This is a genomic window from Chryseobacterium subflavum, from assembly GCF_055762745.1.
In genome coordinates this window covers 683,985-708,734 of the sequence record NZ_JBVTMR010000003.1, presented here as the reverse complement: position 1 = coordinate 708,734, position 24,750 = coordinate 683,985, and the positions used below count along the sequence as shown (strand labels likewise).

14 protein-coding genes and 2 tRNA genes are annotated in these 24,750 nt (G+C 36.1%); 9 read left to right on the top strand and 7 right to left on the bottom strand.

The annotated features are described in order from the left end of the window. The first annotated feature begins 108 nt into the window (after nt 1–108). The 3 genes from AC0INN_RS16710 to argS all read left to right on the top strand — a co-directional run bounded on the left by AC0INN_RS16710 (nt 109) and on the right by argS (nt 6,498). Entirely contained in the window at nt 109–3,132 is a 3,024-nt protein-coding gene (locus AC0INN_RS16710) for a SusC/RagA family TonB-linked outer membrane protein (protein ID WP_306614142.1), read from the top strand. 10 nt (nt 3,133–3,142) lie between these two features. Beyond that, nucleotides 3,143–4,570, top strand: coding sequence for a SusD/RagB family nutrient-binding outer membrane lipoprotein (locus tag AC0INN_RS16705; RefSeq protein WP_273649450.1), 1,428 nt, complete (start codon nt 3,143–3,145; stop codon nt 4,568–4,570). A 161-nt stretch (nt 4,571–4,731) separates the two neighbouring features. Then, nucleotides 4,732–6,498, top strand: coding sequence for an arginine--tRNA ligase (gene argS / locus AC0INN_RS16700; protein ID WP_273649448.1), 1,767 nt, complete (start codon nt 4,732–4,734; stop codon nt 6,496–6,498). Between the two features lie 34 nt (nt 6,499–6,532). On the opposite strand, the gene AC0INN_RS16695 is transcribed toward argS, so the two are convergent. The 5 genes from AC0INN_RS16695 to ccoN all read right to left on the bottom strand — a co-directional run bounded on the left by AC0INN_RS16695 (nt 6,533) and on the right by ccoN (nt 18,302). Further along, nucleotides 6,533–7,471 (bottom strand): YihY/virulence factor BrkB family protein, encoded by a 939-nt coding sequence (locus AC0INN_RS16695; RefSeq protein ID WP_172280484.1) that lies wholly within the window; start codon nt 7,469–7,471, stop codon nt 6,533–6,535. A gap of 1 nt (nt 7,472) precedes the next feature. After that, on the bottom strand, nt 7,473–9,803 hold the full coding sequence (gene tamL, locus AC0INN_RS16690; RefSeq protein ID WP_273649446.1) for a translocation and assembly module lipoprotein TamL: 2,331 nt from the start codon (nt 9,801–9,803) through the stop codon (nt 7,473–7,475). Continuing rightward, nucleotides 9,804–14,828, bottom strand: a complete 5,025-nt coding sequence (locus AC0INN_RS16685; protein ID WP_306614138.1) for a translocation/assembly module TamB domain-containing protein — start codon at nt 14,826–14,828, stop codon at nt 9,804–9,806. Nucleotides 14,829–15,115: 287 nt separating this feature from the next. Beyond that, nucleotides 15,116–16,003, bottom strand: a complete 888-nt coding sequence (locus AC0INN_RS16680) for a cbb3-type cytochrome c oxidase N-terminal domain-containing protein (RefSeq protein ID WP_273649443.1) — start codon at nt 16,001–16,003, stop codon at nt 15,116–15,118. Between the two features lie 19 nt (nt 16,004–16,022). Then, nucleotides 16,023–18,302, bottom strand: coding sequence for a cytochrome-c oxidase, cbb3-type subunit I (ccoN, locus tag AC0INN_RS16675; RefSeq protein WP_273649441.1), 2,280 nt, complete (start codon nt 18,300–18,302; stop codon nt 16,023–16,025). Nucleotides 18,303–18,494: 192 nt separating this feature from the next. Here ccoN and AC0INN_RS16670 point away from each other — a divergent pair, with 192 nt between their 5' ends. The 5 genes from AC0INN_RS16670 to AC0INN_RS16650 all read left to right on the top strand — a co-directional run bounded on the left by AC0INN_RS16670 (nt 18,495) and on the right by AC0INN_RS16650 (nt 23,109). Next, nucleotides 18,495–18,788 (top strand): helix-turn-helix domain-containing protein, encoded by a 294-nt coding sequence (locus AC0INN_RS16670; RefSeq protein WP_172280476.1) that lies wholly within the window; start codon nt 18,495–18,497, stop codon nt 18,786–18,788. A 114-nt stretch (nt 18,789–18,902) separates the two neighbouring features. After that, nucleotides 18,903–20,330 (top strand): amino acid permease, encoded by a 1,428-nt coding sequence (locus AC0INN_RS16665; protein ID WP_273649440.1) that lies wholly within the window; start codon nt 18,903–18,905, stop codon nt 20,328–20,330. Nucleotides 20,331–20,478: 148 nt separating this feature from the next. After that, entirely contained in the window at nt 20,479–21,282 is an 804-nt protein-coding gene (locus AC0INN_RS16660; protein ID WP_273649439.1) for an AraC family transcriptional regulator, read from the top strand. 101 nt (nt 21,283–21,383) lie between these two features. After that, nucleotides 21,384–21,998 (top strand): hypothetical protein, encoded by a 615-nt coding sequence (locus AC0INN_RS16655; RefSeq protein WP_273649437.1) that lies wholly within the window; start codon nt 21,384–21,386, stop codon nt 21,996–21,998. 55 nt (nt 21,999–22,053) lie between these two features. Continuing rightward, a complete protein-coding gene (locus AC0INN_RS16650; protein WP_273649435.1) occupies nt 22,054–23,109 on the top strand; it encodes an agmatine deiminase family protein in 1,056 nt (351 codons plus the stop codon). Nucleotides 23,110–23,312: 203 nt separating this feature from the next. Here AC0INN_RS16650 and AC0INN_RS16645 read toward each other — a convergent pair. Next, nucleotides 23,313–23,383: transfer RNA gene (locus AC0INN_RS16645), tRNA-Gln, on the bottom strand. Between the two features lie 171 nt (nt 23,384–23,554). Next, nucleotides 23,555–23,625 (bottom strand) — tRNA-Gln (locus tag AC0INN_RS16640). Between the two features lie 100 nt (nt 23,626–23,725). On the opposite strand from AC0INN_RS16640, the gene AC0INN_RS16635 reads away from it, so the two are divergent. Continuing rightward, nucleotides 23,726–24,733 (top strand): AMP-binding protein, encoded by a 1,008-nt coding sequence (locus tag AC0INN_RS16635; protein WP_273649433.1) that lies wholly within the window; start codon nt 23,726–23,728, stop codon nt 24,731–24,733. Nucleotides 24,734–24,750 lie beyond the last annotated feature (17 nt).

Genomic DNA, 24,750 nt, shown 5'->3' with positions numbered 1-24,750 from the left:
TAATGGATTAATTTCATTGTTTTTGAGTAATCGGTAATTTTGTGTCGTTTTCTTTTGTCTTGTTAATTAAAGTTTAACAAATTTGTGAGGCTAAAAAATTAATTATATATGAAGAAAACTACTGCTGGTGTTCTCTTACTTATATTGTCTTCATCCCTAGCTGTATCATATGCACAAAAAGGGAAAAGTGATACAGTAAGAACACAAAACATTGAAGGAGTTGTTGTTACCGCTCTTGGAATTAAAAGAGAGAAAAAATCCTTAGGATATTCAACACAGGAAGTGAAGGGAGACCAGATTTCCGCAGTACCTGTAGCTAATGTCTCAGATGCATTAGCAGGACAAGTTGCAGGTTTAAACATTACTCAGTCTGGCACAATGGGAGGATCCACCAATATGGTTATACGGGGCATTAAATCATTAACCTCAAGTAATCAGGCATTAATTGTAATTGATGGAACACCAATTAATAATGAAACATTTAATCAAAGTGGGATTGGCTCCGGAGGTGGAGGGTATGATTATTCCAATGGATTAGCAGATCTTAATGCTAATGATATTGAAAGTGTCAATGTATTGAAAGGTGCGGCGGCAAGTGCTTTGTACGGATCAAGGGGGATGAATGGTGTGGTCATGATTACGACAAAAAAGGGAAGAAAGAGCAAAAAAATTGGAATAGAATTTAACAGCTCAACAACTTTAGGATTTGTAGATAAGTCTACACTTCCAAAGTATCAACATGAATATGGTGGTGGCTATACAGGGAATTCTTTTTATAGTGGTGACATTAAAGGGAATGGTGTTGTGGAGAATAATATTGTTTACACCTATGATGATGCTTCTTTCGGAACCCGTTTTGATCCTAATCTTTATGTTTATAATTGGGATTCCCAATATCCTCAATTACCGGGATATCTTAAGCCTACTCCCTGGGTAGCAGGCAAAGATCCTAATTCGATCTGGAATACTGCAGCAACATATCAAAATTCCATTGCCTTTTCTGCAGGAAATGAAAAAGGAAAATATAGATTGGGGTATACCAATTTTCTACAAGAGGGAGCTTTGGATAATAGCGAAATAAGAAAAAATACAATTGACTTTTCCGCGGACTATAATTTTACAGAGAAGCTTAATATTTTTGGTAATATAAATTATATAAATACTAACGGGAGGGGAAGAGTATACACAGGATATGAATCCAGAAATCCTATGCAGGGATTCAGGCAGTGGTGGAATATGTCTGTAGACATGGATAAGCAAAGAGAAGCCTACAACCTTACAGGTCAAAATATAACCTGGAATATTAAAGATTATACAAAGCAAGAAGTAGGATATACTGATAATTATTTCTTTAACAGAAACCAGAATTATCAGTCAGATACAAGAAATAGATATTTCGGAAACTTTGGATTTAACTATAAGATTACTGATTGGATAAGTTTTATGGGAAGATATGCATTTGATACTTTCGACGAGCTTAGGCAGGAAAGAGTAGCAACCGGTTCATCTAATCAGGGGCGTCGCAGTAACGGAGGTAAAGGTGAATATTATTTTATGACCCACAAGGTTTATGAAATGAATTATGATGCTATTTTAAACATTAATAAAAATTTGGGAGCAGATTTTAGCCTGAATGGAAATGTAGGTTTTAATCTTAGAAGAAACGGAAGGTATGGTAATTCAGGACTAACCAATGGAGGCCTAAAGGTGCCTGGGTTATATTCTATCACAAACAGTGCGGAGCCCTTGACAGAAGTGAATGTTGGCGATTTCGATGAAAATAAAAGTGTTGACGGAATCTTTGCCCAGGCTAGTTTAGGATATAAAAATATGTTATTCTTAGACGGATCTATTAGAAGAGATAGATCATCAACCTTGCCGATTAGTAACAATACATATTGGTATCCTTCCGGTTCTGTAAGCTTTGTTTTTTCTGAACTTTTAGCTAGTAAAAATAAAATTAGCTTTGGTAAAGTTCGATTAAATTATGCAGTGGTAGGGAATGATACAGGACCTTATAATTTATTAAATACTTATGCTTTTAATCCTGCATTTAACGGTTCTTTCAATGCAAGTGCAAGAGATGTAGCGGCAAATCCAAATCTAAAACCTGAAATGCTGGATGAGATGGAAGCAGGTTTAGAAATGGGTTTCTTTAAAAATAGAATAAGTTTTGATGTTTCGGTTTACCAACAGAAAACCAAGGATCTGATTACCCCAACCAATATTTCAGGAGCATCAGGTTTTACAAGCAGATGGATAAATGCAGGTGATATTCAAAACAGAGGTATTGAAGCAAGGTTAACTGTTGTCCCAATAAAAACTACTAAATTTTCCTGGGAAGTTACTGCCAACTGGTCTAAAAACAAATCAAAGGTTACTAAGATTTATGGAGAAACAGATTTCTTACCATTTGCTTCAATGTGGAATGTTACTTCCGGAGCAATGTTGGGAGAATCTACTGGGACTATCAGAGGAACTAATTATGTTTACCTAAATGGGCAACGTGTAGTTGATAGTAATGGTAAATATATGATAAGCACAAATCCACAAGAAAAAATTGGTGATGCAGTGCCGGATTGGAGAGGAAGTATTATCAATACAATCCGGTATAAAAATTTAAGTTTAAGCTTTTTAATTGATGTGAAGAAGGGAGGTGATGTGTATTCGCAAGATATGGCGTTTGGTCTTGCTACAGGATTGTACAAAGAAACAGCAGGACTTAATGATCTGGGTAATCCTTTAAGAAATACTCTTGCAAATGGAGGTGGAGTTATTTTGCCAGGAGTGAAGGCTGACGGAATACCTAATGATATAAGGGCTGGCTTTACAAACTATAGAAATCCATATGGCTACTATGGTGGACCAGAGGCAATGCATGTTTATGATGGCTCATTTGTAAAACTTAGAAATGTAACAATTTCCTATAAATTACCTAAAGAAACTTTTGGAAATTCTTTCATTGACAGCATGACACTTTCTTTAATTGGACGGAATCTATGGATTATTCATAAGAATTTACCGTACGCCGATCCCGAAGCCTTAATGAGTTCAGGAAATGCATTAGGTTTTCAAAATGGAGCACATCCATCTATGAGAGAAATTGGTGCAAGTATAAAAGTTGAATTTTAAAGTTAAGAAAATGAAAAAAATAATTATAGGCTCATTCTTAAGCTTATCCCTGTTTTCATGTACTAATGAAGACTACGAAAATTTAAATAAAGATCCGAAAAATCCAGCAGAAGTTCCCGGGAGTTTTCTTTTTACAAATGGGGTGAAAAGCCTTTTTGATCAAATGGGTAATACCAATGTTAATCGAAATGTATTCCGGTTGTTTGCTCAGCAATGGACACAGACTCAATATGTTGATGAAACCAATTATAGTATAAGAAACAGAAGTATTCCGGATAATCATTGGAACATTCTTTATACTAAAGTTCTTTATAATTTAAAGCAAGCCAAGGAATCTATTAATAAAGATCCTAAACTTACATTGGGACAGAAAAAAAATCAGACTGCCTACATTTCAATCATTGAGGTTTATACGTGGCAGCAATTGGTTGATCTATTTGGAAATGTTCCTTACTCACAAGCATTACAAGGGGTAGAAGGAACTTTGCCTGCTTATGATGATGCTTTTACTATTTATAAAGACCTGTTATTAAAGATAACAAAAGCTTATAGCGATATTGATCCTAAGTCGACTGGTTTTGAAAAAGATTTTGTTTTTGATGGAGACCATACCAAATGGAAAAAATTAGCTGCTTCAATAAGATTCAAACTTGCTATGAGAATAGCAGATGCCGATCCTTCATTATCAAAGACAGAAGCAGAAGCCGCTTTCACACAGGGGCTCATCTCTTCTAATCAGGATAACTTTATTCTAAGGTACGAAAGTAATATTGCTAATGCTAATCCATTGTATGCTGATCTGGTTTTAAGCGGAAGACAGGACTTTGTTCCTGCGGATACCTTGGTAGACTACCTAAATGATTTACAGGACCCAAGAAGGAATGTATTTTTTGACAATAATAAAACTCCTTATGTTGGAGGTATTTATGGAAGTTTTAATACCTATACAGATTACAGCCATATCGGGAAAGTTTTTTTTAATCCTGACCTTAAAGGAGATTTAATGGATTATTCCGAAATCTCATTTCTACTTGCTGAAGCGAAAGAGAGAGGCTATAATGTCCCTTTACCTGCAGCGGCTTATTATACACAAGCGATTACTGCAAATATGCAGTACTGGGGCATAGATTCTGTGGATATAGCGGCTTATCTTGCTAAGGCTAATGTAAATTATGCTACAGCATCTGGCACATGGAAGCAAAAAATTGGTAAGCAATTCTGGATTGCGATGTATAATAGAGGATTCGAAGCTTGGACTGTATGGAGAAAATATGATGCTCCTGCTTTAAGATTACCTGCAGCAACAAAAGCACCTGTGCCAAACAGGTTTACTTATCCTGTACGTGAAACTACTTTGAATGGAAGTAATTATAATCAGGCAGCAGCTGCAATTGGAGGAGATCAGTTACAAACAAAGTTATTCTGGGATAAATTTTAACACCTTAATATATTTCACATTCATGTTAGGCCGCCTTCGGGCGGTTTTTTTATTTCCGTATATTTGTACTTCAAAATTTTGAAATGAATCACCTCAGAAGTGTTTCATTTGCTCATGATTTGTTACAGCTAGTATTATAGCGGAAAAATAAAAATAATTACATGAATATTAAAGATATAATAGAGGAAAAACTTTCGGAGGTCATTTTGAATGTATATCAATTGAAAGATATCAACCTTGAAGTTCAGGAAAATAAAACTGAATATGAGGGAGATTTTACAATTGTCACTTTTCCATTGGTAAAGCAGTTGAAAAAAAATCCTGAAAGTATCGGAGTAGAATTGGGAGAATCACTTACTGCACAGACCGACTTGTTTGAAAGCTTTAACGTTATTAAAGGATTTTTGAACGTAAAGGTTAAAAACCAATTCTTTGTAGATCAGTTCAAATCAATAAGTGAAGACTTTTCAAATATTGATAAGAAAAATGCTACAGTTATGGTAGAATATTCTTCGCCAAACACCAATAAACCTCTTCACCTGGGGCATATCAGAAATAATTTGTTAGGGTTTTCTGTGGCCCAGATTTTAAAGGAGGCCGGATATGATGTGATCAAGTCGCAGATCATTAATGACAGGGGAATCCATATTTGTAAATCAATGCTGGCTTGGGAAAAATTTGGAAATGGAGAAACTCCTGAGACCACTCATACCAAGGGAGATAAGTTCGTTGGAAACTATTATGTAGAATTTGATAAAAACTATAAAAAAGAAATCTCTGATCTTGTAGAACAGGGAATAGGAGAGGATCAGGCTAAAAAAGAAGCTCCTTTGATGAAAGAAGCTCAAAAAATGTTGCAGGATTGGGAAAATGGTGATGAGAAGGTAAGAAGTTTATGGGCAGAAATGAACAGCTGGGTTTATAAAGGTTTTAATGAAACCTATAAAAGATTGGGAGTTGATTTTGACCAGGTTCAATACGAAAGCAATACTTATATTTTAGGTAAAGATCTTATTCAGGAAGGACTTGATAAAGGGATTTTGTATCAGAAAGAAGACGGATCGGTTTGGTGTGACTTGACGGATGAGGGATTGGATCAAAAGCTTTTATTGCGTTCGGATGGAACATCAGTTTATATGACTCAGGATTTGGGAACCGCAGTAGAACGATTCAAGCAGAATGATATTCAGAAACTAATTTATACTGTAGGGAATGAGCAGGATTATCACTTCCAGGTGTTGTTCAAGATATTGAAAAAACTGGGTTATGTGTGGGCTGATCAGCTGTTCCACTTATCATATGGAATGGTGGAACTTCCGGAAGGAAAAATGAAATCCCGTGAAGGAACTGTAGTGGATGCTGATGATCTGATGCAGGAAATGTACGAAACAGCTAAATCAAAGGCTCAGGAATTAGGAAAACTTGAAACGCTTTCGGATCAAGAAAAAGAATCTTCTTATGAAACTGTTGGGTTAGGTGCATTGAAGTATTTTATGCTTAAAGTAGATCCAAAGAAAAAAATGCTATTTAATCCGGCGGATAGTGTTGATTTCAATGGAAACACGGGACCATTCATTCAGTATACATATGCCCGTATTCAGTCCTTATTGTCAAAAGCTAACTATGAATATAAAGAAGCTTCTGCAGTAGAGCTGAATGAATTTGAAAAAGAGCTAATCATGTTACTGGCGAATTATAAAACTATTGTAGAAAGAGCTGCCGAGGCATTAAGTCCTGCTCTTGTCGCTAATTATGTTTACGATTTGGTAAAATCTTATAATTCATTTTATCAGAATCAAAGTACACCGATTGTAAAACTTGAAGAAGGAGATTTAAAACAAACCCGTTTAAATTTATCTGATCTGACGGCAAAAACTATAAAAAAATCTTTAGGGTTACTGGGAATAGGAACCGTAAACAGAATGTAAAATATAAGCCTTCCGGATTCGGGAGGCTTTTTTATTAAGTTTGTTGGTTTTGTTTTGATACATCTCTGTGACTGTCTTCATATAATTTTGCATCACTCCATTTGGCATGTTTGGAAGGAACAATTTTATAGCCTTTTTTGTAAGAGTATACTTTAGTGAATTCAGCTCCGAAAAATATCAACATACAGGAATAATTAATCCACATCATAATAAGGATCACGGTTCCTGCCGTTCCAAAGGTCGAAGTCGGTTTGAAATTACTGAAGTACAGGCTTAATAAAAATTTACCCAATGTAAATAAAATAGTTGTTAAAATTGCACCTTTCCATACGGGTTTCCAGCTGATCTGTACATCCGGGAGAAATTTGAACATCAAAGCAAATAGAAGCATAACGAGTGCAAAGCCAACGGCAAAATTGACCAGTTCAACCAGCATATACGTCTCGAACCCGAAATAATTGGTGATCCATGTATTAAAAAGGCTAATCGCTGATGAAAGAATCATCGTGATCATTAATAAAAATCCAAGAATAAGGATCATTCCAAGTGAGTTCGCTCTATCAAGAAGGAATTTGATCAATGCTTTTTTGGGCGCTGATTGAACATCCCAAAGAGTGTTTAACGAATGTTGCAGCTGAAAAAATAAAGTAGTAGAACCAAAAACCAAAGAACCGATCCCCACTGCTTTCATGAAAATATTCTGCTTATCGATCAATGCTCCGGCAATCATATTTTCTACACTTTTAGCAACATCTTCCCCCATTAATCCGCTGATTTGAGTACTGATCTGCCCGCGGATGGCTTCTTCACCAAAAAAGTTTCCGGCTATCCAGATAATAATAATTAATAGTCCCGGGATTGAAAAAATAGCGTAATAAGCTAAGCTTGCCGAATCCCTTGATGCGGTTGAACTATTCCATTCACTAAACGTTTCTTTTAAAACTTCCCAGAAAAATTTTATATTATTGATCATATTAAAATGGATATCCGATTGCTATATTTAATACAAGATTATCTTTTCTCCAGCTGCTGTCCCCGAAATTAATTCTGTTAAAAGTCCATCGGTCCCCCTTTTCATAATAAGGAACACGTATCGGCATTGCTAAATCGAGCCTTAGAATTAAAATAGAGAAATCAAGTCTTAGGCCAACTCCTGCACCTACAGCTATTTCGCTTAAAAAATCTTTGGAGAATTTTCCTCCTGGTCTCTGATTTTTTTTGTCATTAATTAACCACACATTTCCCGCGTCTACAAATGCTGCAACATTTAGAAACTTATAAAGATTAGCCCGATACTCAGCATTCATCTCCAGTTTAATATCCCCAGACTGATCGAATGCAAAATTCGAGTTTAAATTCCTTGGATCATAACTACCAGGACCTAGAGTTCTCGCCCTAAATGCTCTGATACTGTTACTTCCTCCCACAAAAAACTGTCTGGAAAATGGAATTTCCTGTGAGTTTCCGTAAGGATAGGCTATACCTGCAATAATTCTTGATGCAAAATTGGTTTTCTCGGAGAACTTGTGATAGAATCTAAAATCATTTTCCATCTTTACATATTGGCTGAATGGCACACCGAAGATTTCTTTTTGCTTACCCTTTTTAGCATTAGCTCCGGTAACTAAACCTGTAATGTTTCCCGCCAAATCTAGCGTACCTTTATAGTAGATAGTATTGGCTTTTGGCAACATTGTATTAGTATAAGTGTAAGAGTAGGTAGGACCAAAAATAAGTTGTTTTTCAACCACTCTTTTTAAATAAGGATAATTGTCACTCTCTGTGTTATATAATTCAGTGACATTGGCAGGGGAAACCAACGTAATATCAATCACTTTCAGATCATGTTCTTTGCGAGCATTTTCCTTCCATACATAGCCGAAAGATGCTGTAAAGTTGTTCAATGTGTAATATTGCGTACGGTTCTGGAATTCATATCCTAAACTGATATTTGTTCTTGGAACAAAAGCACTCGAAGAATTAAAGCGGAAAGGAGCGACAATTCTAGGAATTGACAACTGTACATTGGCTCCCGCCCGATACATATTCTTAGCTTCGGATTGCCCTCCCATCTGTACATCAAATGCTCCGTATACAGATGCTTTGAATTGTTCAGCACCTTTGAAAAAATTTCTGTGGGTCCAGTTTAAGTTGAGCTCACTACCCGCGTAGCTTGCTGAATTGGTTCTCCCTAAAGCCTCAAGGCGTAAAGATTGTACTTCCCGAGGTGTTAACAGGTAATATGCATCAAATTTGTGTTGCAAAGAATCCGAAACGATAAACTCATTTTTCACAAACTTAAAAACCCCTAAACTAATCAGCCTGTTTAATGAAAGGTTATGATTTGTCCGGTTATAAAGATCTCCTTTTTTAAAATATAATGCTCTGTCAAAGATCTTAGGTTTGAATTTATGCTGCGGATCTATAACGTAGATATCATCATAAACATATTTTGATAGTGAATCCGGATTCATAGGGACACTGTATTTTCCTTGCTTTACATCCTGAAGATTATAATTGGGGAATACAATAACCTTATCGATACCGAACTGTTGTGTTGCAAGTTCAGGTGTATCATCTTTTAATTTTACATTAAGCTCAACCTTATGATTTTTGGCTACTGTACTGTCTGCCTGAACAATAATATTATCAGGATGAAAATAATAAAATCCTTTTTCCTTCAATCCGTTATCAATCCTGTCACGTTCCGACTTAATAACACCAAGATCGAATGGGTTTCCACTTTTCAGTAAGCTTTTATCTTTTAAATTTTGAATTTCGCGATTAACCAGAGTAGAATCTTTTTGAAATTTTACGTTGCTGATCAGATATTGGGCTCCTGGTTTTAACGTATAAATGACTTTTGCTTTCTTGTTCTTGGAAATGGTATCATAAGTGGCTTTAGCATTAAAATATCCTTTATTCTCTGAGTAATTAACAATAATGTCTTTATTGAATTCACGGTCAACGTCTCCTAATAATACAGGTTTCTCACCCACCTTATATTTAAGCCAGTAATTGAATCCTTTTTCTTTTTTAGGTTCTCTGGCAATATTATAAAAATATAACCTAGGTCGTAGACCCAGAATGGTTGAATTAGGTTTGGGAACCAGATTTTCTTCCAAAGCGGCCTGAAGTTCTTTTTTCTCTTTTTTGGAGATGGTATCATTTTCAATTTTTACTTCACCACGGGTGTATAGCATTTGTCCTTCCTTCAGAAACTTTGTATTGCTACACGAAAATGAAATGGCAGCGAATCCCGATGCACATAAAGATGTAAGATATATTTTGAATGTATTTCCCATTTATTTAAACTCTACCACTTGGTTATTTTTATTTTCTTTTTTTGGTTTGTCCTGTTTTGATTTCCTGAAAATATCCCGGAATCGGTCATAATCCAATGTAATAATAAAACCGACACCTGTTTCAATAATTTGTCCTTGCAGGGCTACCTGATATTCATCTTTACGATAAGCCCTCAGCATATATCTGCCATCTTTGGAAAGACTGTAATCCACAGTAACATTTCCTGCGATATTGGTTGTGTTCTCATTTTGTCTGGCATCACCTTCCAGGCCAAAATTGCTTCCCACCGTTACTTTAAGACGATCGTTTAGTAGCTTTTTACTAATATCTACGTTGAGGTCGGTTCTTGTATTTTTCTGCCCGGTAGAATAATCTTCGGAAGATTCCAGCCCAAAATTCAGATCAACTCCTTTAATAAGTCCTGAAGCCAGGTTATTCAGTTGCTGCGAAAGGATTTTACTTACACTTTGTCTTGCCATTGCTTCCGCAGACATTCCTGCGCTGCTTTGGAATGGATTCTCTCCAATAAAACGGTTCAATAATAACAAAGCGAAGACCTGTTTATTCATTTCCGATTCCTGGGTTCTGAGCTGGGTAAGTTTCTGATCAACTGCATCAGTTACAGTAGATGAAACAGCATTATTTTTCTTATCTGTAGTGATGTCAAATGTAATCTGTGGTTTCAGTAATTCACCTTTCATTTTTAACAACGTATTGAAAGGAATTCTTTGTTTGAATTGATTCAATGTAGCAGCATCGCCCGTGAATTGTTGCTCAACTAGGTCAATCGGAGCCGTTTCGGTTTTATAAATGGCCGTAATATCCATAATGGCTGCAGTAGGCTCTCCTGTCCAGGTAATGGTACTCCCTTTCTGAATATCAAATTTTCTCTTAAGTACACTTACAGAAAGCTCATAAGATCCTTTTTCCACCTGATAAACACCCACAAGGGTAGTTTTTCCGGATGGATCAATGCCTCCGGTGAGTTCCGCCTCTCCCTGCAGTTTTACAAAATCACCATTGGCCTTATCAATAACAATTGACATTTTTGCTTCTTTACTTACTTCGATATTGACACTTACATCCATGCCTTTAATGCGGCTCTGAGCTTTCAAAGAGTCAGCTTTGATTGTTTTGTTTAAAACCACCTGATCCTGATCTACAAACTCCACGATTCCATCTCTTTCCTGCAATGACGGGCTGGATTGAGGAAGGACAAATGTAAAATCAGTATTATCCGCCACGGCTAATCTTCCATCTACTTTCGGAAGATCCAGATTACCACGGATATGCAGTCCTGCGTCGATAGCAAGAATCCCGTACATCATGGCATCATTGGATTTTTCAGAACTTACAACCTTAAAATCTTTAGCGTTTACATCAAGATTGAAGCCGAAGTCTCTATAGGTTTGTGTAAGGACCTGCCCGTCTACGACAAGTGCATTTCCATCCTTATCATTCACTTTAAATTGATTGAACTCAATTCCACGGCTGGTAAAATCGATCTCATCATTCAGTTTTCTGAAATCACTTCCCGTCTTTGCTATCTCAAGCCCAACATTATTAAATTTTACCTTACCGAGGATATTAGGCTTATCCGTACTTCCTGTAATCTTAAGATTTCCGGAAAGGTATCCTTCCGTATTGGTAATGGCATTCATTGAGAAGCCTTGGGCACTTTTCATCTGAAGCTTATTGATAGCCATGTCTAAATCAAATGTGCTTGATGATGTATTATAATCTCCAATGATCTTTACATCATTATCATTGCCTGATAATGCGATATTGGCATTTAAAAGCTTAGGTGAAGTACTGTTAACCTTTACAGCAAGGTTCCCGATTGGATTTCCAAATACATAAAGATCAGAAACGTTGAGGTCTGAGGTAAATGTCATGTCCTTTGTAAGATCCCTTAACTGAGCTGTACCGTTGATCGTTCCCTTCGCCAGTAGAGAATCCTTTTTAACGATCTCTGTGATTGTTTCTATCTTGAAATCCTTTAATGAAATATTTAAAGGGCTGTTAGGAGATGTGCTTTCGGACTGAAGGGAAATTTCGCTTCCCGTGTTGGAAAGTCTGAAGTTATCTGCTACAATTCCTTTGCTACTGATCTGTATTTTATTTCCTTCCGCAACGGTCCAGTCATTATAATTTAATTTGAGGCCGTTTGGATTTAACGAGATTTCTGTAATGTCATTCAGTGATTTGGCATTTCCGGCTATCAGGAATTGCGTCACATCTTTCTGATCTTTGGTCGTGATGTTATAATTAATAGTGTTGTCAGAAATATCTCCGCCAATATTTATTTTATTTAAAGCAAAACTTGAGCTTTTCAATCCGGCAACATTCAAATTATATTGCAGGGCTTCGTTTTCATTCGTTACTTTAAGTGAGGCATTTTCAATGGAGTTTTCACCATATAGTAATTGAGGAATTTGTCCGTCGATTTCAATTTTATGGGAGTCAGCATTATAATTTCCAGCTAAATTGATTGTTTCAAAACTTTTAAGATCCGGAACAAACTTTCTGATCAGATCATCATTTTTAATTTTTGCATTAAAGGTAAAATATTGCCCTGCATCGATCTTTTGAGATTTATCAGGTTTCTGAAACTGGTAATACTGGTTAATGGTCTGAGCCAAAGATCCGAAGATCTGCGTTAACCTGTATTTTCCTTTGAGCTCGACATCAGCAATCTGAGAATTGAGGACAATGCTTGTTGAATCATTTGCCGAACTTGCTTTCAGCGTTACTTCCTGAACAGGATAAACTTCTTTGGTATCCGAGAACGCGAAATTTTGGAGATTCAGATAACCATTAAGATGATCTGGATCCAGATTCGTAAAGTCACCCTCTATTTTTCCACCGATAATCATTTGTTTATCGTAGAAGCCTAGTTTATTGAGATCTACTTTGATAATATTTCCATTAACCTTTACCGTAGGATTTTTTTCATTATATATTCCCGAGGCTGTTAATTTCAGGTTGGCATTAGGATCATTAGAATCCAATAGGATATTATAAGCTCCATTATCAATTTTTCCGGTCAGGTTCATATCTCGGTACTGGTATCCTTTGTAGGTTGCTGAAGCAACATGTCCTTTAAGATCTGCTTTTGCTTTTTTGAAGTCAAAACTTTCTCCTTTTGCAGAGATTTGTGCTGTAACCGAGCCAATGTCCTTATTCTGTATAATTTTTCCCACCTGTATTCCCTGCAAATTAGCCTTTACATCATAGAGTTCCTGATTTTTTCTGCGCATATCCACCTTGGCAATAACTGCAGCATTTCCGAGAGTGGAATACAGGTTGAGGTTGGTATCAACCATCTTCGTGGTTCCTTTCGCTGCCCCTTTGATGCTGAAATTTGATGGAAGGGAAATATTTGATGGAATAGTATTTTTAGGTACCAGGTTAAAGATTGTTTTTGCAGAAGATGACAGTTCGCCAATTTTCAGATCATAATATAACTGATCGGGATTCATGGCGTTTTTAATTCTTCCTGATGCCGAAACCCTTAGTTGATCAAGCCCTGATAATTTAAAATTCTGGATCAGCAGATCATTTACATTTCCTTTTACATTTGCATTAACTGCAAGTATTGCATTAGGATATTTATTAAACGGAACCGTTGTCCTTAAAGTTGGAACCAGATTTAAAATATCGGCAAATCCTACTTTGGAATCTTTAATGTTAGCTGATATTTTTACTGCGCCTAGGTTTGAACTGAGTTGTTCGATTGAATTATACTCCAAAACAACCTCATCCCTTAGAATTGTTTTTGAAGTCTGCAAATAAAGGTCTTTCAGATAGGCCTGTCTTTCACCATATACAAAATCTGTATTGAATTTCTGTATATCCAGCCCACGACTTTCCTTAATTTCCGCAGAGCTTACAGTTCCTGCAAACGTATTGTTTTCCATCTTGAAACTACGGACCTCCACATTCATTTTTGAAAAATTAAGATGGTTAAAATCCATTCCCTGCTTTGTAGGAGTAATCGCGGTATTATTGTATGCTACTTTCACATCGTTCAAAACCATCTTCCCCAAAAGTATTTTCATTGCTTTTTCAGCATTCGCAGAAGGCTTAGGCTCTTCTTTTGAGTTTTTGGGATTGGCGTTTTGAGCCGGCAGATAAAGATTGGCATTAATATCTGCTCCGGAAAGAAACAGATTGGCTACGTTGTAAGAGTTGTTATCAAGATCCAGCTTATTGACCTTAGTACTTAATTCTTTAAATACAATTTTTGCAAAGGTTTTGGTATTGTCATCCCCATAATCTATATCAAAATTTGTCAGCTTAATTCCTCTTAATCCAATACTCATTGATTTTTTCTGGTTAAGAGAATCTACTTTCTTTTCAACTTTTTTTGAAACCTCTTCTACAATATCCTGCTTTAATTTGAGCTTCAGTCCATCGAGGTTGATATCATTAACGGCGTAGCTATTTTTATTTAAATCAAAAGTTTTTACCCTGGTGTCAAAAGATTTAAAATATAATTTAATATCGTTTCGGGATTGCTGGTCATTAAAAGTAACCCCGATATCTTTTAATTTGATTTTATCCAATGAAATAATAAACGGTTTCGAAGGACTTTCTTCTTTATCAGAAGTGGCAAAGGCATCGATAATATAATCAAAATTGAATTTTCCGTCTTTTTTTCTTACCACGTTGGCCTGTACCCCTTCAAGATCAACAGAAGTAATATCTGCTGTAGAATTAATAAGTTTAAGCATGTTCAGGCCTACATCGAGTTTCTTTACAGCAAGAAGTGTATCAATATTCTGCCCCTTTAAATAAAGATTTTCCATAACCAGGCTGTTAGGGAAACCTATATAGACCCTTTCAAGGCTTACTTTTGTTTTGATTTTTTTCTCAAGATAAACAATAAGTTTGTCTTTGATGAAGTTTTGAACTGCCGGAAGTCTCAAGCTTAAAATAAGTAAGGTAAGAAATACCAATATCGATATAATGGTAATGGCAGTGCGTCTTAGGAGTTTTCTTTTATTGATTTTCAGTTTCAAATGTGATAGGGTTTAGAACAAAGATAATTAATACTATTTAAAAAATTACCTGGTGTGGTACCCTCTGGAGAATGCAAAAATCCTGCCTTGGCTGCCATTTATGGAATTTTAGTTGTGTCGAAGTGAAGTGAATAATTGAGACAACAGCCAAAGCAAGGATTGATTTTTTTCTTTAAAAAAGCCCCCTTTTGTTTATTTTCAAGTATGAAAAAGGTATCGAAAATAATATAATGTTAGTTAGTTTTCAAAAGGGGGCGAGACATAGTTGAAAAGTTTAGTTTATATTTTTACTGATTATTATTCTCCCATTTTACTTCTTCACCTTGGGATGCAGCGCCACCCTGAGTAACAGTAATGGGTGTGGTTTCCTGATTGATGTGATAAACATAAGCGGCAATTTTTTCAGCATCCCTTCCGGTAATTGTCCCTTCTTTAATAAATGGCCTCATAGCTGGATTGTTCGGTGAACCATTCTCAAGCATCCAGAAAACATTTTTAAACAGGCTTTTTTCTTTAATATTGATCCAGTATGTATCCGTTAAATTGGGACCAATACCTCCTCTGCCACCATCACCATGGCAGGTTACACAATTGGTTTTAAAAAGTTGCTCACCTTCTGCGATGTTATCAGCGCTGTATTTTGCTGTTTCCAGATTAATGGTGGGAGCATTTTTTTCGTATTCTTCAATGGAAGCCAGCATTACTTTAGTCTCTTTATCATATTCTGCATCCGGATGTGCATAATCAGTAAAGGCGAAAGCCAGCATATAAACAGCACAGAAAATAATTCCGAAATAAAATAGTCCGATCCACCATTTGGGTAATGAATTATCCAGTTCCGTAATTCCGTCGAAACCATGATCGATGAGAATGTCTTTTTCCTCAGTTTGTGATTGCTTTTTAAAAGCAGAATTCCAGAGTTTCTGAAAATAAGGAGTACTTTTATCCCTAAGGTATTCTTGTTTTTCATACGAACTCAATCTGCTGAATTTTTCATTTTCCACCAGATCTCCAATCGAGTTCATGATCAAAAGGAGAATGGTGGCAATCAGTAATAATGCCCAGAAGAATGGGGAACTGAAATAACCGGAATCGTGAGCAAACATTTCGAATGCCATAACTGTTAATGCTACGGTTACAATGATGTATATAGAAATGGGTGTCCGTGTTTTCATTTTTACATGTATTTAATAATTAATCCGCACTTGCTGTTTTAATGTCCGTGGTTTTAATATCAGTACCTAATCTCTGGAGATAGGCTATCATTGCTATAATTTCTCTCTGTTCAAGCGGGATAAAGGCAGAGCCTTTTGCTGCTTTATCTTTCTGAACCTGGTCTCTTACGTCTGTTGCCTCCGAATAAATTCTTTTTACAATAGCCTGGGACTGATGATCTGCCCATTGGTTTGCCGAATCTATTTCCGCTTTTGTGTAAGGGATGTCAAAAGTATTTTTCATCAGTTCCATCTTGCTGATCATTTCAGAGCGGTCAAGTTTGTTGGTGATCAGCCATGGAAAACGAGGCATAATGGATCCTGCAGATGTAATTCTTGGATTGTACATATGTTTGAAATGCCATGAGTCAGGGTTTCGGCTTCCCTCCCGGTGGAGATCAGGTCCTGTTCTTTTTGAACCCCATAAAAACGGTCTGTCATACACGAACTCACCTGCTTTAGAGTATTGCCCGTTTTTACCGTCAAATCTCATTACCTCATCACGGAAAGGCCTGATCATTTGGGAATGACATGAATTACATCCCTCACGGATATAGAGATCCCTACCTTCCAGCTCCAAAGGAGAATAAGGTTTTACTGCCGTAATCTGTGGTAAATTGCTCTTAATGGTAAGGGTAGGGACTATTTCTACCAATCCGCCAACTGAAATTACAATGAAAGCCAATATAGAAAGTAATTTTGGTGTTCTTTCAAGCCAAAGGTGAGCGCCTTCACCTTCCTTTCTCTGGCTTCCGATATTTGCTAAAGCAGGAGCTTCTGCAGGAACTTCTCTTTGGAATGATCCGGCCTTAATGGTCTTAATAACATTCACAACCATTAATATGGCGCCGGAAAGGTAAAGGATACCTCCAATAAATCTCATTTTGAAATAAGGAATGATTGCAGTTACCGTATCCAGCCAGTTCTTCCACAATAGGGTTCCGTCCGGGTTGAATTGTTTCCACATCAAACCTTGAGTAAATCCTGAAATATACATTGGTACTGCATAGAAAATAATTCCTAAAGTCCCCAGCCAGAAGTGCCAGTTAGCCAGTTTTTTAGACCAGAGTTCCGTTCTCCACATAATTGGAATCAGATAATAAATAACTCCAAATGCCATAAAACCATTCCATCCCAATGCACCTAAATGTACGTGCCCGATTACCCAGTCCGTGTAATGTCCGATTTTATTTAAAGATTTTGTGGCTAAAAGCGGTCCTTCAAATGTTGCCATTCCGTAACAGGTCACAGCGACTACAAAGAACTTAAGGATAGGATTTTCTCTTACTTTATCCCATGCTCCTCTTAAAGTAAGAAGACCGTTAAGCATTCCTCCCCATGACGGAGCGATAAGCATGATAGAGAACCCGGTTCCTACTGCCTGTGCCCATGCAGGAAGTGCCGTATACTGAAGGTGGTGAGGACCTGCCCACAGGTAGACAAATATCAGAGACCAGAAATGGATAATAGACAGTTTATATGAGAATACAGGACGGTTAGCAGCCTTAGGCATGAAATAATACATCAGTCCTAAAACCGGAGTTGTTAATACGAATGCTACTGCATTGTGACCATACCACCACTGGACAAGGGCATCTTTTACTCCTGAATATACAGAATAAGATTTCCAGCTTGTGAAAGATAACGGAACTTCTAAGTTATTAAAAATATGAAGCATGGCAACAGCAATCCATGTAGCAATATAAAACCAGATGGCTACATAAAGGTGTCGTACCCGTCTTTTGGCAATGGTTCCAAACATATTGAACCCAAAAATGATCCATGAGAAAGCAATTAATATATCAATTGGCCATTCGTGTTCCGCATATTCTTTTGAAGTATTGATTCCCATCAGGAATGTAATAACCACACTGATAATCATAATCTGCCAAGACCAGAAATGGATCCACGAAAGTGTATCGCTATACATTCTGGTTTTTAGTAAACGCTGCATACTGTAATAGGCACCACAGAAAAATGAATTACATACAAAGGCAAAAATTACGGCACTCGTATGCAGCATCCGTATTCTTCCGAATCCCATTGCTCCCTGTGTATTGATCAGCCCCTGGATATTGCCGCTTCGTAAACTCTGAATCGTTGTGTCATCGGTTCCGAATAAAAATTCAGGTAGCTCAGGGTAGAAAAGCATTAGTGCTGCCGTAAGTCCCAGTAAAAAACCGACCAGACCAAATGCGATAGTAGCATAGAGAAATGCTCTGACAATGGTATTGTCATAATTAAATTTTTGCGTCTCCATAATTCCAATAGTTGTTGTAGAGAAAAATATTTATCATTAATAAGTGATCAGCTCTTATTTGTGAAGCTAAATTCCATTAAGAAATAAATATCATGTAACGTGTATAATGTTTTGCCAAAGGTATTTATTAACTTTGTTAGAGGCTAGTAGATATCCTTCTAAACTATACCAAAAACTACTAAAACAAATACAATGAAAGTATGCGGTCAGAACATCAGGAAAATCAGACGAACTAAAGATTTGACACAGGAGTATATGGCTTTTGAAATGGGGATTTCACAAAAGGCTTATTCGGATATTGAGAATTCTAAAGTGAAGATCAATCTGGATATCTTAAATAAAATCTCGCAGATTCTGGAAATTAAGCCTTCGGATATCTGCAGCATTTCACATAAATGCGGAATGGATGATTATGAAGACAAATACCAGTCTCTTTTGGAATATATGAAAAAGAATAATATTTCGGTTCCGGAAGAATATCTGTAAGAAAACAGAGTATTTTACTTTTTAATTCTTTAAAACTGAATGATTTGAATGTTCATGCTGCTTTATAGAAGCAAATTTCTTAAAGTTTTATATATTTAGGGCTTAATTCATTGTATGAACAACGAACAAAAAACCGGACCTAATGATGGGAATCTGGTTAGGGGATTAACCAACAGACATATTCAATTAATTGCTCTCGGTGGAGCTATAGGTACCGGTCTCTTTCTCGGTATTGGTCCTGCAGCTGTTTTAGCCGGCCCTTCCGTTATCTTAGGGTATGCATTAGCAGGGATCATTGCATTTTTTATTATGCGCCAACTTGGTGAAATGGTAGTTCAGGAACCTGTGTCCGGAAGCTTTAGTCATTTTGCATACAAATATTGGGGAAATTTTCCGGGGTTTGCTTCAGGCTGGAACTATTGGATTCTCTATATTCTGGTGAGTATGGCAGAACTTACAGCCATCGGACACTATATCCATTTTTGGTGGCCTGAAATTCCGCTCTGGGTTTCCAGTTTGTTCTTTTTTATCGTCATTAATGCGTTAAACCTTGCCTCTGTAAAAGTGTACGGAGAAACTGAATTCTGGTTTTCTATTATAAAGGTAGTTGCAATTATAGGAATGATTGTTTTTGGTATTTACTTATTGATTAGTGGTACCGGAGGAGATAAGGCAAGTATTTCAAATCTGTGGAATGACGGAGGATTTTTTCCAAAAGGTTTTTTTAATAAAACAGAAAATGGATATTCCGGACTTTTTGCGGCAATGGCCATGATCATGTTTTCCTTTGGAGGATTGGAATTAATTGGAATTACTGCTGCAGAAGCTAAAAGTCCGGAAAAAACGATTCCTAAAGCTACCAATCAGGTTATTTACAGAATTTTAATTTTTTATGTGGGGGCATTGGTTATTCTCTTTTCACTAAGTCCATGGAGAGAAATTACAGAAGGAACAAGCCCGTTTGTCATGGTTTTCCAAAATCTGAATGGATTTGAATTTACCATCTTTGGAAAAGTAATACACTTTAATGTTCTCATAGCAAATATTCTTAATCTGATTGTTTTAACCGCAGCTTTATCAGTTTATAACAGCAGTGTTTACAGTAACAGCAGAATGCTTTTTGGATTAGCGCAACAAGGAAATGCACCCAAATTTCTTACAAAATTAAATAAGAATAGTGTGCCTACCAATGCAATCCTTGTTTCCTCATGTTTTGCTGGGATCTGTATTATCATCAACAAGCTGGTTCCGGAAAAAGCATTTGAATATCTGATGGCCTTAGTAGTTTCCACTCTTATCATCAACTGGCTCATGATATGTTACACCCATTTAAAATTTAGAACTGAGAAAAATAAATCAGGAACAAAAACCAAATTTCCTTCTATATTTTATCCTGTATCGAATTACATATGCATCTTTTTCCTGTTGGCTATTTTAGTTTTAATGAGCATTACAGGAATGGAGATCCAGGTTATCCTGATCCCGGTGTGGTTGATTTTCCTCTTCATACTGTTTAAATTGTACAAGCCTAAAAACAGCTAGCTTTTTTACAGAAAATATAAAAAAGGATGGATATTTATCTGTCCTTTTTTGTGAAGATGTTTTTACTAAATTCATAGGGTTATTAATTCATATGTGGCTGGCATTTTGTATAAATTGAAAAACCCATTTGAATTTATAAAATACATTCATGCATAATCATTTTGGTGAAATACAAAAGATTGTAGACCTCATTGAGGAAAACTTTGACAGAGAGATCACGGCTTATGAAATAGAGAGCATGTCTCATTATTCCTATAGGAATTTCCAAAGGATCTTTTTTAGGATTTTTAATGAAACCATTTCCGGATTTCAAAAACGGCTCCGCCTTGAGAATGCTTATAAAAAGCTAATATATACAACCGATACAATTTCTGACATTGCCTGGCAAATTGGTTATTTTAATATTCAATCCTTTTCTAAAGCTTTTAAACAACAATATCATATTTCACCGGCAGTAGCCAGGAAAAATAAACAGGAAATGTTTAGTCAGTTTATTGGTAATACCCAAGGAAATCTGCCACATGAAATAAGATATAAAGATCCGGTTTCTGTATACTGTAGGTTTATTAAAGCTATGGATTATAATAATCAGGAAATTAATGATCTGTGGGAAAGTATTGAGAATGAAAATGAAATTTCTGGTTCTGCCTATGGGATTATTCGGGATCAGCCCCTTATTACGAGCGTACCTCACTGCAGATACGGAGCAGGTATAACACATATTTCTTCCGGGATATCAGGATTTCAAAAGAAAGAAATTTTTGGAGGCAAGTATATCAAATTTACCCATTACGGAAGCTTTGATAGTATTCTGGAAACGTACAGGATTTTTTATAGATTTTGGCTGACGGAGTCTTTGTTTATGCTGGATAATTCCGATGTTATAGAAGAATATACACAGTCCCCAACAGGAGAAATTATTACACACATTTATTTTCCGTTGTATTCATGAGGTTGTCCTTTTAGGACAATTTTTTGTTTTTTAACGATATAATTTTGCAGTCATCAATAACAAAGATGATTTATAAGTAAAGACTTTAGAAAACAATAATGATGAAAAAAATAGTATTTCCCGTAGCTTTTCTGTTTTCATATGGAGCAACAGCTCAAATTTCAGTACAAGGTTATGCAGGTATCAAGGAAACAGAAGTTTTAGGGATTTTTGATAAGGATTTTAAGACAAAATGGAATTATTTCGCTTCAGGTACAGTTTCCTACGAATATGAGTCAAAGAAATGGAATGCAGAGTTATATCAGAATCTTAATTATTATATAGGAAGAAACTGGGGAATTTCAGGGGGAGTTCATGTATCTGCTGAAGATGTAATGCCTTCGCTTGGATTTGCCTTTATTAAAGAGAAAGGAGATTTTGGAATTAATTTATATCCGGCGCTGACTTATTCTTTCGATGGGAAAGAAATGGGATTCGGGCTTTATACATTAATGGAATATACACCCAGGATTAATGAGCGGTTTAGCCTGTATAGTATGTTGATTATAGATTCTGATTTTAGCATTAAGGAGCATCAGATGAGTAATCAGGTCATCAGATTGGGAATAGAAACCCAAAAGAAGATGCAGTTCGGAATCGGAAGTACCGTTTCTCAGACCGGAAATAATTTTGAAACCACAATTGACTTTGGAATATTTATAGGAAAGAAATTTTAATAATATGAATAATAAATTTTTTGCATTTTTTTTAACATTAAACTCAGTGTTTTGTATGTCACAAACGTATTATTTCCCGGAAGAGTCATCCCTTCACGAAGGAACATGGCTACAGTGGCCACATCATCACCAGCATGGTAAGGCTTACAGGGAAAGGGTCGAGCAGACATGGATTGATATGACCAAAGCTTTACAGGTTAATGAGAAGGTCCATATTATTGCTTATGATGAGGTAGAGAAGAAAAGGATTTTAAATATTTTAGAGGAGAATGCCATACCGATGAAAAATATTGATTTTAAGATCTATCCTACAGATGATGTATGGATCAGGGATAATGGACCTATTTTCGTGAAAGATAATAAAAGACACCTCCTGATCGAAGATTGGGGATTTAATGGTTGGGGAGAAAAGTTTGATTTTGAAAATTGTGATGAAATTCCACAACGTATCGGAAAAGACATCGGGGCAAAGGTTATAGATCTGAATGAAGAAATGGTAAATGAGGGAGGTGCAATAGAAACTGATGGAGATGGGGTTTTAATGGCATGTAAAAGTTCCGTGATCAGCCAGAAAAAAGGTTCGGTAAGGACAAAAGGGATAACACAGCAGGAGGCTGAGGAAATGTTTAAAACCTATTATGGAGTATCAAAGGTGATTTGGTTGGATGGCGTTACAGGACTGGATGTTACTGATATGCACATTGATGGATTTATGAAGTTTATAGACAAGGATACCATGATTACGATGGATGAAGAGGATCTTGCAGAAATGGGGCTGTCGGATAAAGATATCAATACATTGTATACTGCCACAAACGTGGAGGGAAAAGAATATAAAAAAGTTTATGTGCCTGCTACAAAAAACAAGGTGAAAACAGCTTATGGTAAACAACTGGATGAAAAGGGCTCGTATGTAAACTATTACGTGGCCAATAAAATTGTTCTCGTTCCAAATTATGGTGACCCCAATGATAAAGTAGCAAACAAAATTATTCAGGATCAGTATCCTACTAGAAAAGTGATTGGAATTGATGTTAGAAACCTATATGAAAATGGTGGGATGGTACATTGTGTAACCCAACAACAACCTGCCGGAGAATTGGCTAAATAATGATAATAATATTAAATAAATACCCCTGATCTATTAGATCAGGGGTATTTATTTAAAGTCTCTTTGTGCTTTTCAGACAATATTAAGTGGTAAATTAAAATTTATCTAAGAGTATGGCTGTTTGATGGATATGTTACGTTTGTTATCCAAAAATTTTGATCAATAATAGAAAAACAAAAGCCACTCTTTTTAAGAGTGGCTTGTAGACCCACAGGGATTCGAACCCCAGATGACTGAACCAAAATCAGTAGTGTTACCGCTACACCATGGGTCTGTGTTATTTTTTGTGGTGCAAATTTATAAATTTTTTCTTGATACACAAAAATCTGGCATAAAAAAATCATTTTAATACATCCTGAAATAATAAGTAGTTGTGTACTAGTATTTTATTAATGGGATTTTAAACATATATAATAAAAAAACCACTCTTAAGAAAGAGTGGTTGTAGACCCACAGGGATTCGAACCCCAGATGACTGAACCAAAATCAGTAGTGTTACCGCTACACCATGGGTCTGTGTTGTTTTTAGTGGTGCAAATTTAAAGCTTTTTTCTCTACATACAAGAACTTTTTAAACTTTTTTTTACATTTACATCACATTTTATTTGCGGAAAACATGGTGATAGATTTCAATAATCTCAAAATTAATAACTTATATCCACATACGGAATTCGAAAAAAAAGTCATTCTTTTTTTGGAAAAATGGACTTCCGGTTCGGAAACAGTTGATGTCCAAACTTCAGGATCAACAGGAGCGCCTAAAGTTTTTGAAATTGAAAAAAGGAAAATGATGAATTCAGCAGTGATGACGTGTAACTTTTTACAGTTAAAAGAAGGAGATACGGCTTTGCTCTGTTTACCTGTAGAATATATCTCAGGTAAGATGATGGTAGTTCGCTCCTTTGAGAGAAAGATGAAGCTGCTTGTGGAAGAACCATCTTTACAGCCACTTGAAGAAATTACTGCAGAAATAGATTTTTGTGCAATGACTCCTCTACAGGTGGAAAACTCTGTGGATAAACTTCACCTTATAAAGAACCTGATCATTGGTGGAGCATCCGTCTCAGAGAGCCTGAAAAAAAGGATATCACACCTCAATACAAACATATTTGAAACCTATGGAATGTCAGAAACTTTATCCCATATTGCCTTAAAGCAACTGTCGCCAAAGGCTGAAGATTACTTTACCGCTTTTGAACATGTTGAAATCTCTAAAGATGATCGGGGATGTCTCCGGATATTTGCTCCGGATGTCAACAGTGAGGTCCTGCAAACTAATGACTTAGTTGAAATTAAAAATTATAATCAGTTCAGATTTTTAGGACGTATTGATAATGTAATTAATTCCGGAGGGGCTAAAATTTTTCCTGAAGAACTGGAAGGATTGGTCAAAAAAGAAATTGCAAACGAAGTTTTATTTTTAGGATTAAAAGATGAAATTTTAGGCCAGAGATTAGTATTGGTTATCGAAGGGCAACGTTCGGAAAAATTGATTGAGAGGATTTCACAAATACCATTTGAAAAAAACTTTCATAAACCTAAAGAAATTATTTTTGTGGACGAAGTACCGAGGACTCCGAATGGTAAGGTGAACCGGCTAGAATTAATGAAAATGCTGTCGTGAAATTTTTATCTATAACC

Coding starts and splice junctions, on each gene's coding strand:
- AC0INN_RS16710 (WP_306614142.1), top strand. CDS start 109: ATGAAGAAAACTACTGCTGGTGTTCTCTTACTTATATTGTCTTCATCC.
- AC0INN_RS16705 (WP_273649450.1), top strand. CDS start 3,143: ATGAAAAAAATAATTATAGGCTCATTCTTAAGCTTATCCCTGTTTTCA.
- argS (WP_273649448.1), top strand. CDS start 4,732: ATGAATATTAAAGATATAATAGAGGAAAAACTTTCGGAGGTCATTTTG.
- AC0INN_RS16695 (WP_172280484.1), bottom strand. CDS start 7,471: ATGATCAATAATATAAAATTTTTCTGGGAAGTTTTAAAAGAAACGTTT.
- tamL (WP_273649446.1), bottom strand. CDS start 9,803: ATGGGAAATACATTCAAAATATATCTTACATCTTTATGTGCATCGGGA.
- AC0INN_RS16680 (WP_273649443.1), bottom strand. CDS start 16,003: ATGAAAACACGGACACCCATTTCTATATACATCATTGTAACCGTAGCA.
- ccoN (WP_273649441.1), bottom strand. CDS start 18,302: ATGGAGACGCAAAAATTTAATTATGACAATACCATTGTCAGAGCATTT.
- AC0INN_RS16670 (WP_172280476.1), top strand. CDS start 18,495: ATGAAAGTATGCGGTCAGAACATCAGGAAAATCAGACGAACTAAAGAT.
- AC0INN_RS16665 (WP_273649440.1), top strand. CDS start 18,903: ATGAACAACGAACAAAAAACCGGACCTAATGATGGGAATCTGGTTAGG.
- AC0INN_RS16660 (WP_273649439.1), top strand. CDS start 20,479: ATGCATAATCATTTTGGTGAAATACAAAAGATTGTAGACCTCATTGAG.
- AC0INN_RS16655 (WP_273649437.1), top strand. CDS start 21,384: ATGAAAAAAATAGTATTTCCCGTAGCTTTTCTGTTTTCATATGGAGCA.
- AC0INN_RS16650 (WP_273649435.1), top strand. CDS start 22,054: ATGTCACAAACGTATTATTTCCCGGAAGAGTCATCCCTTCACGAAGGA.
- AC0INN_RS16635 (WP_273649433.1), top strand. CDS start 23,726: ATGGTGATAGATTTCAATAATCTCAAAATTAATAACTTATATCCACAT.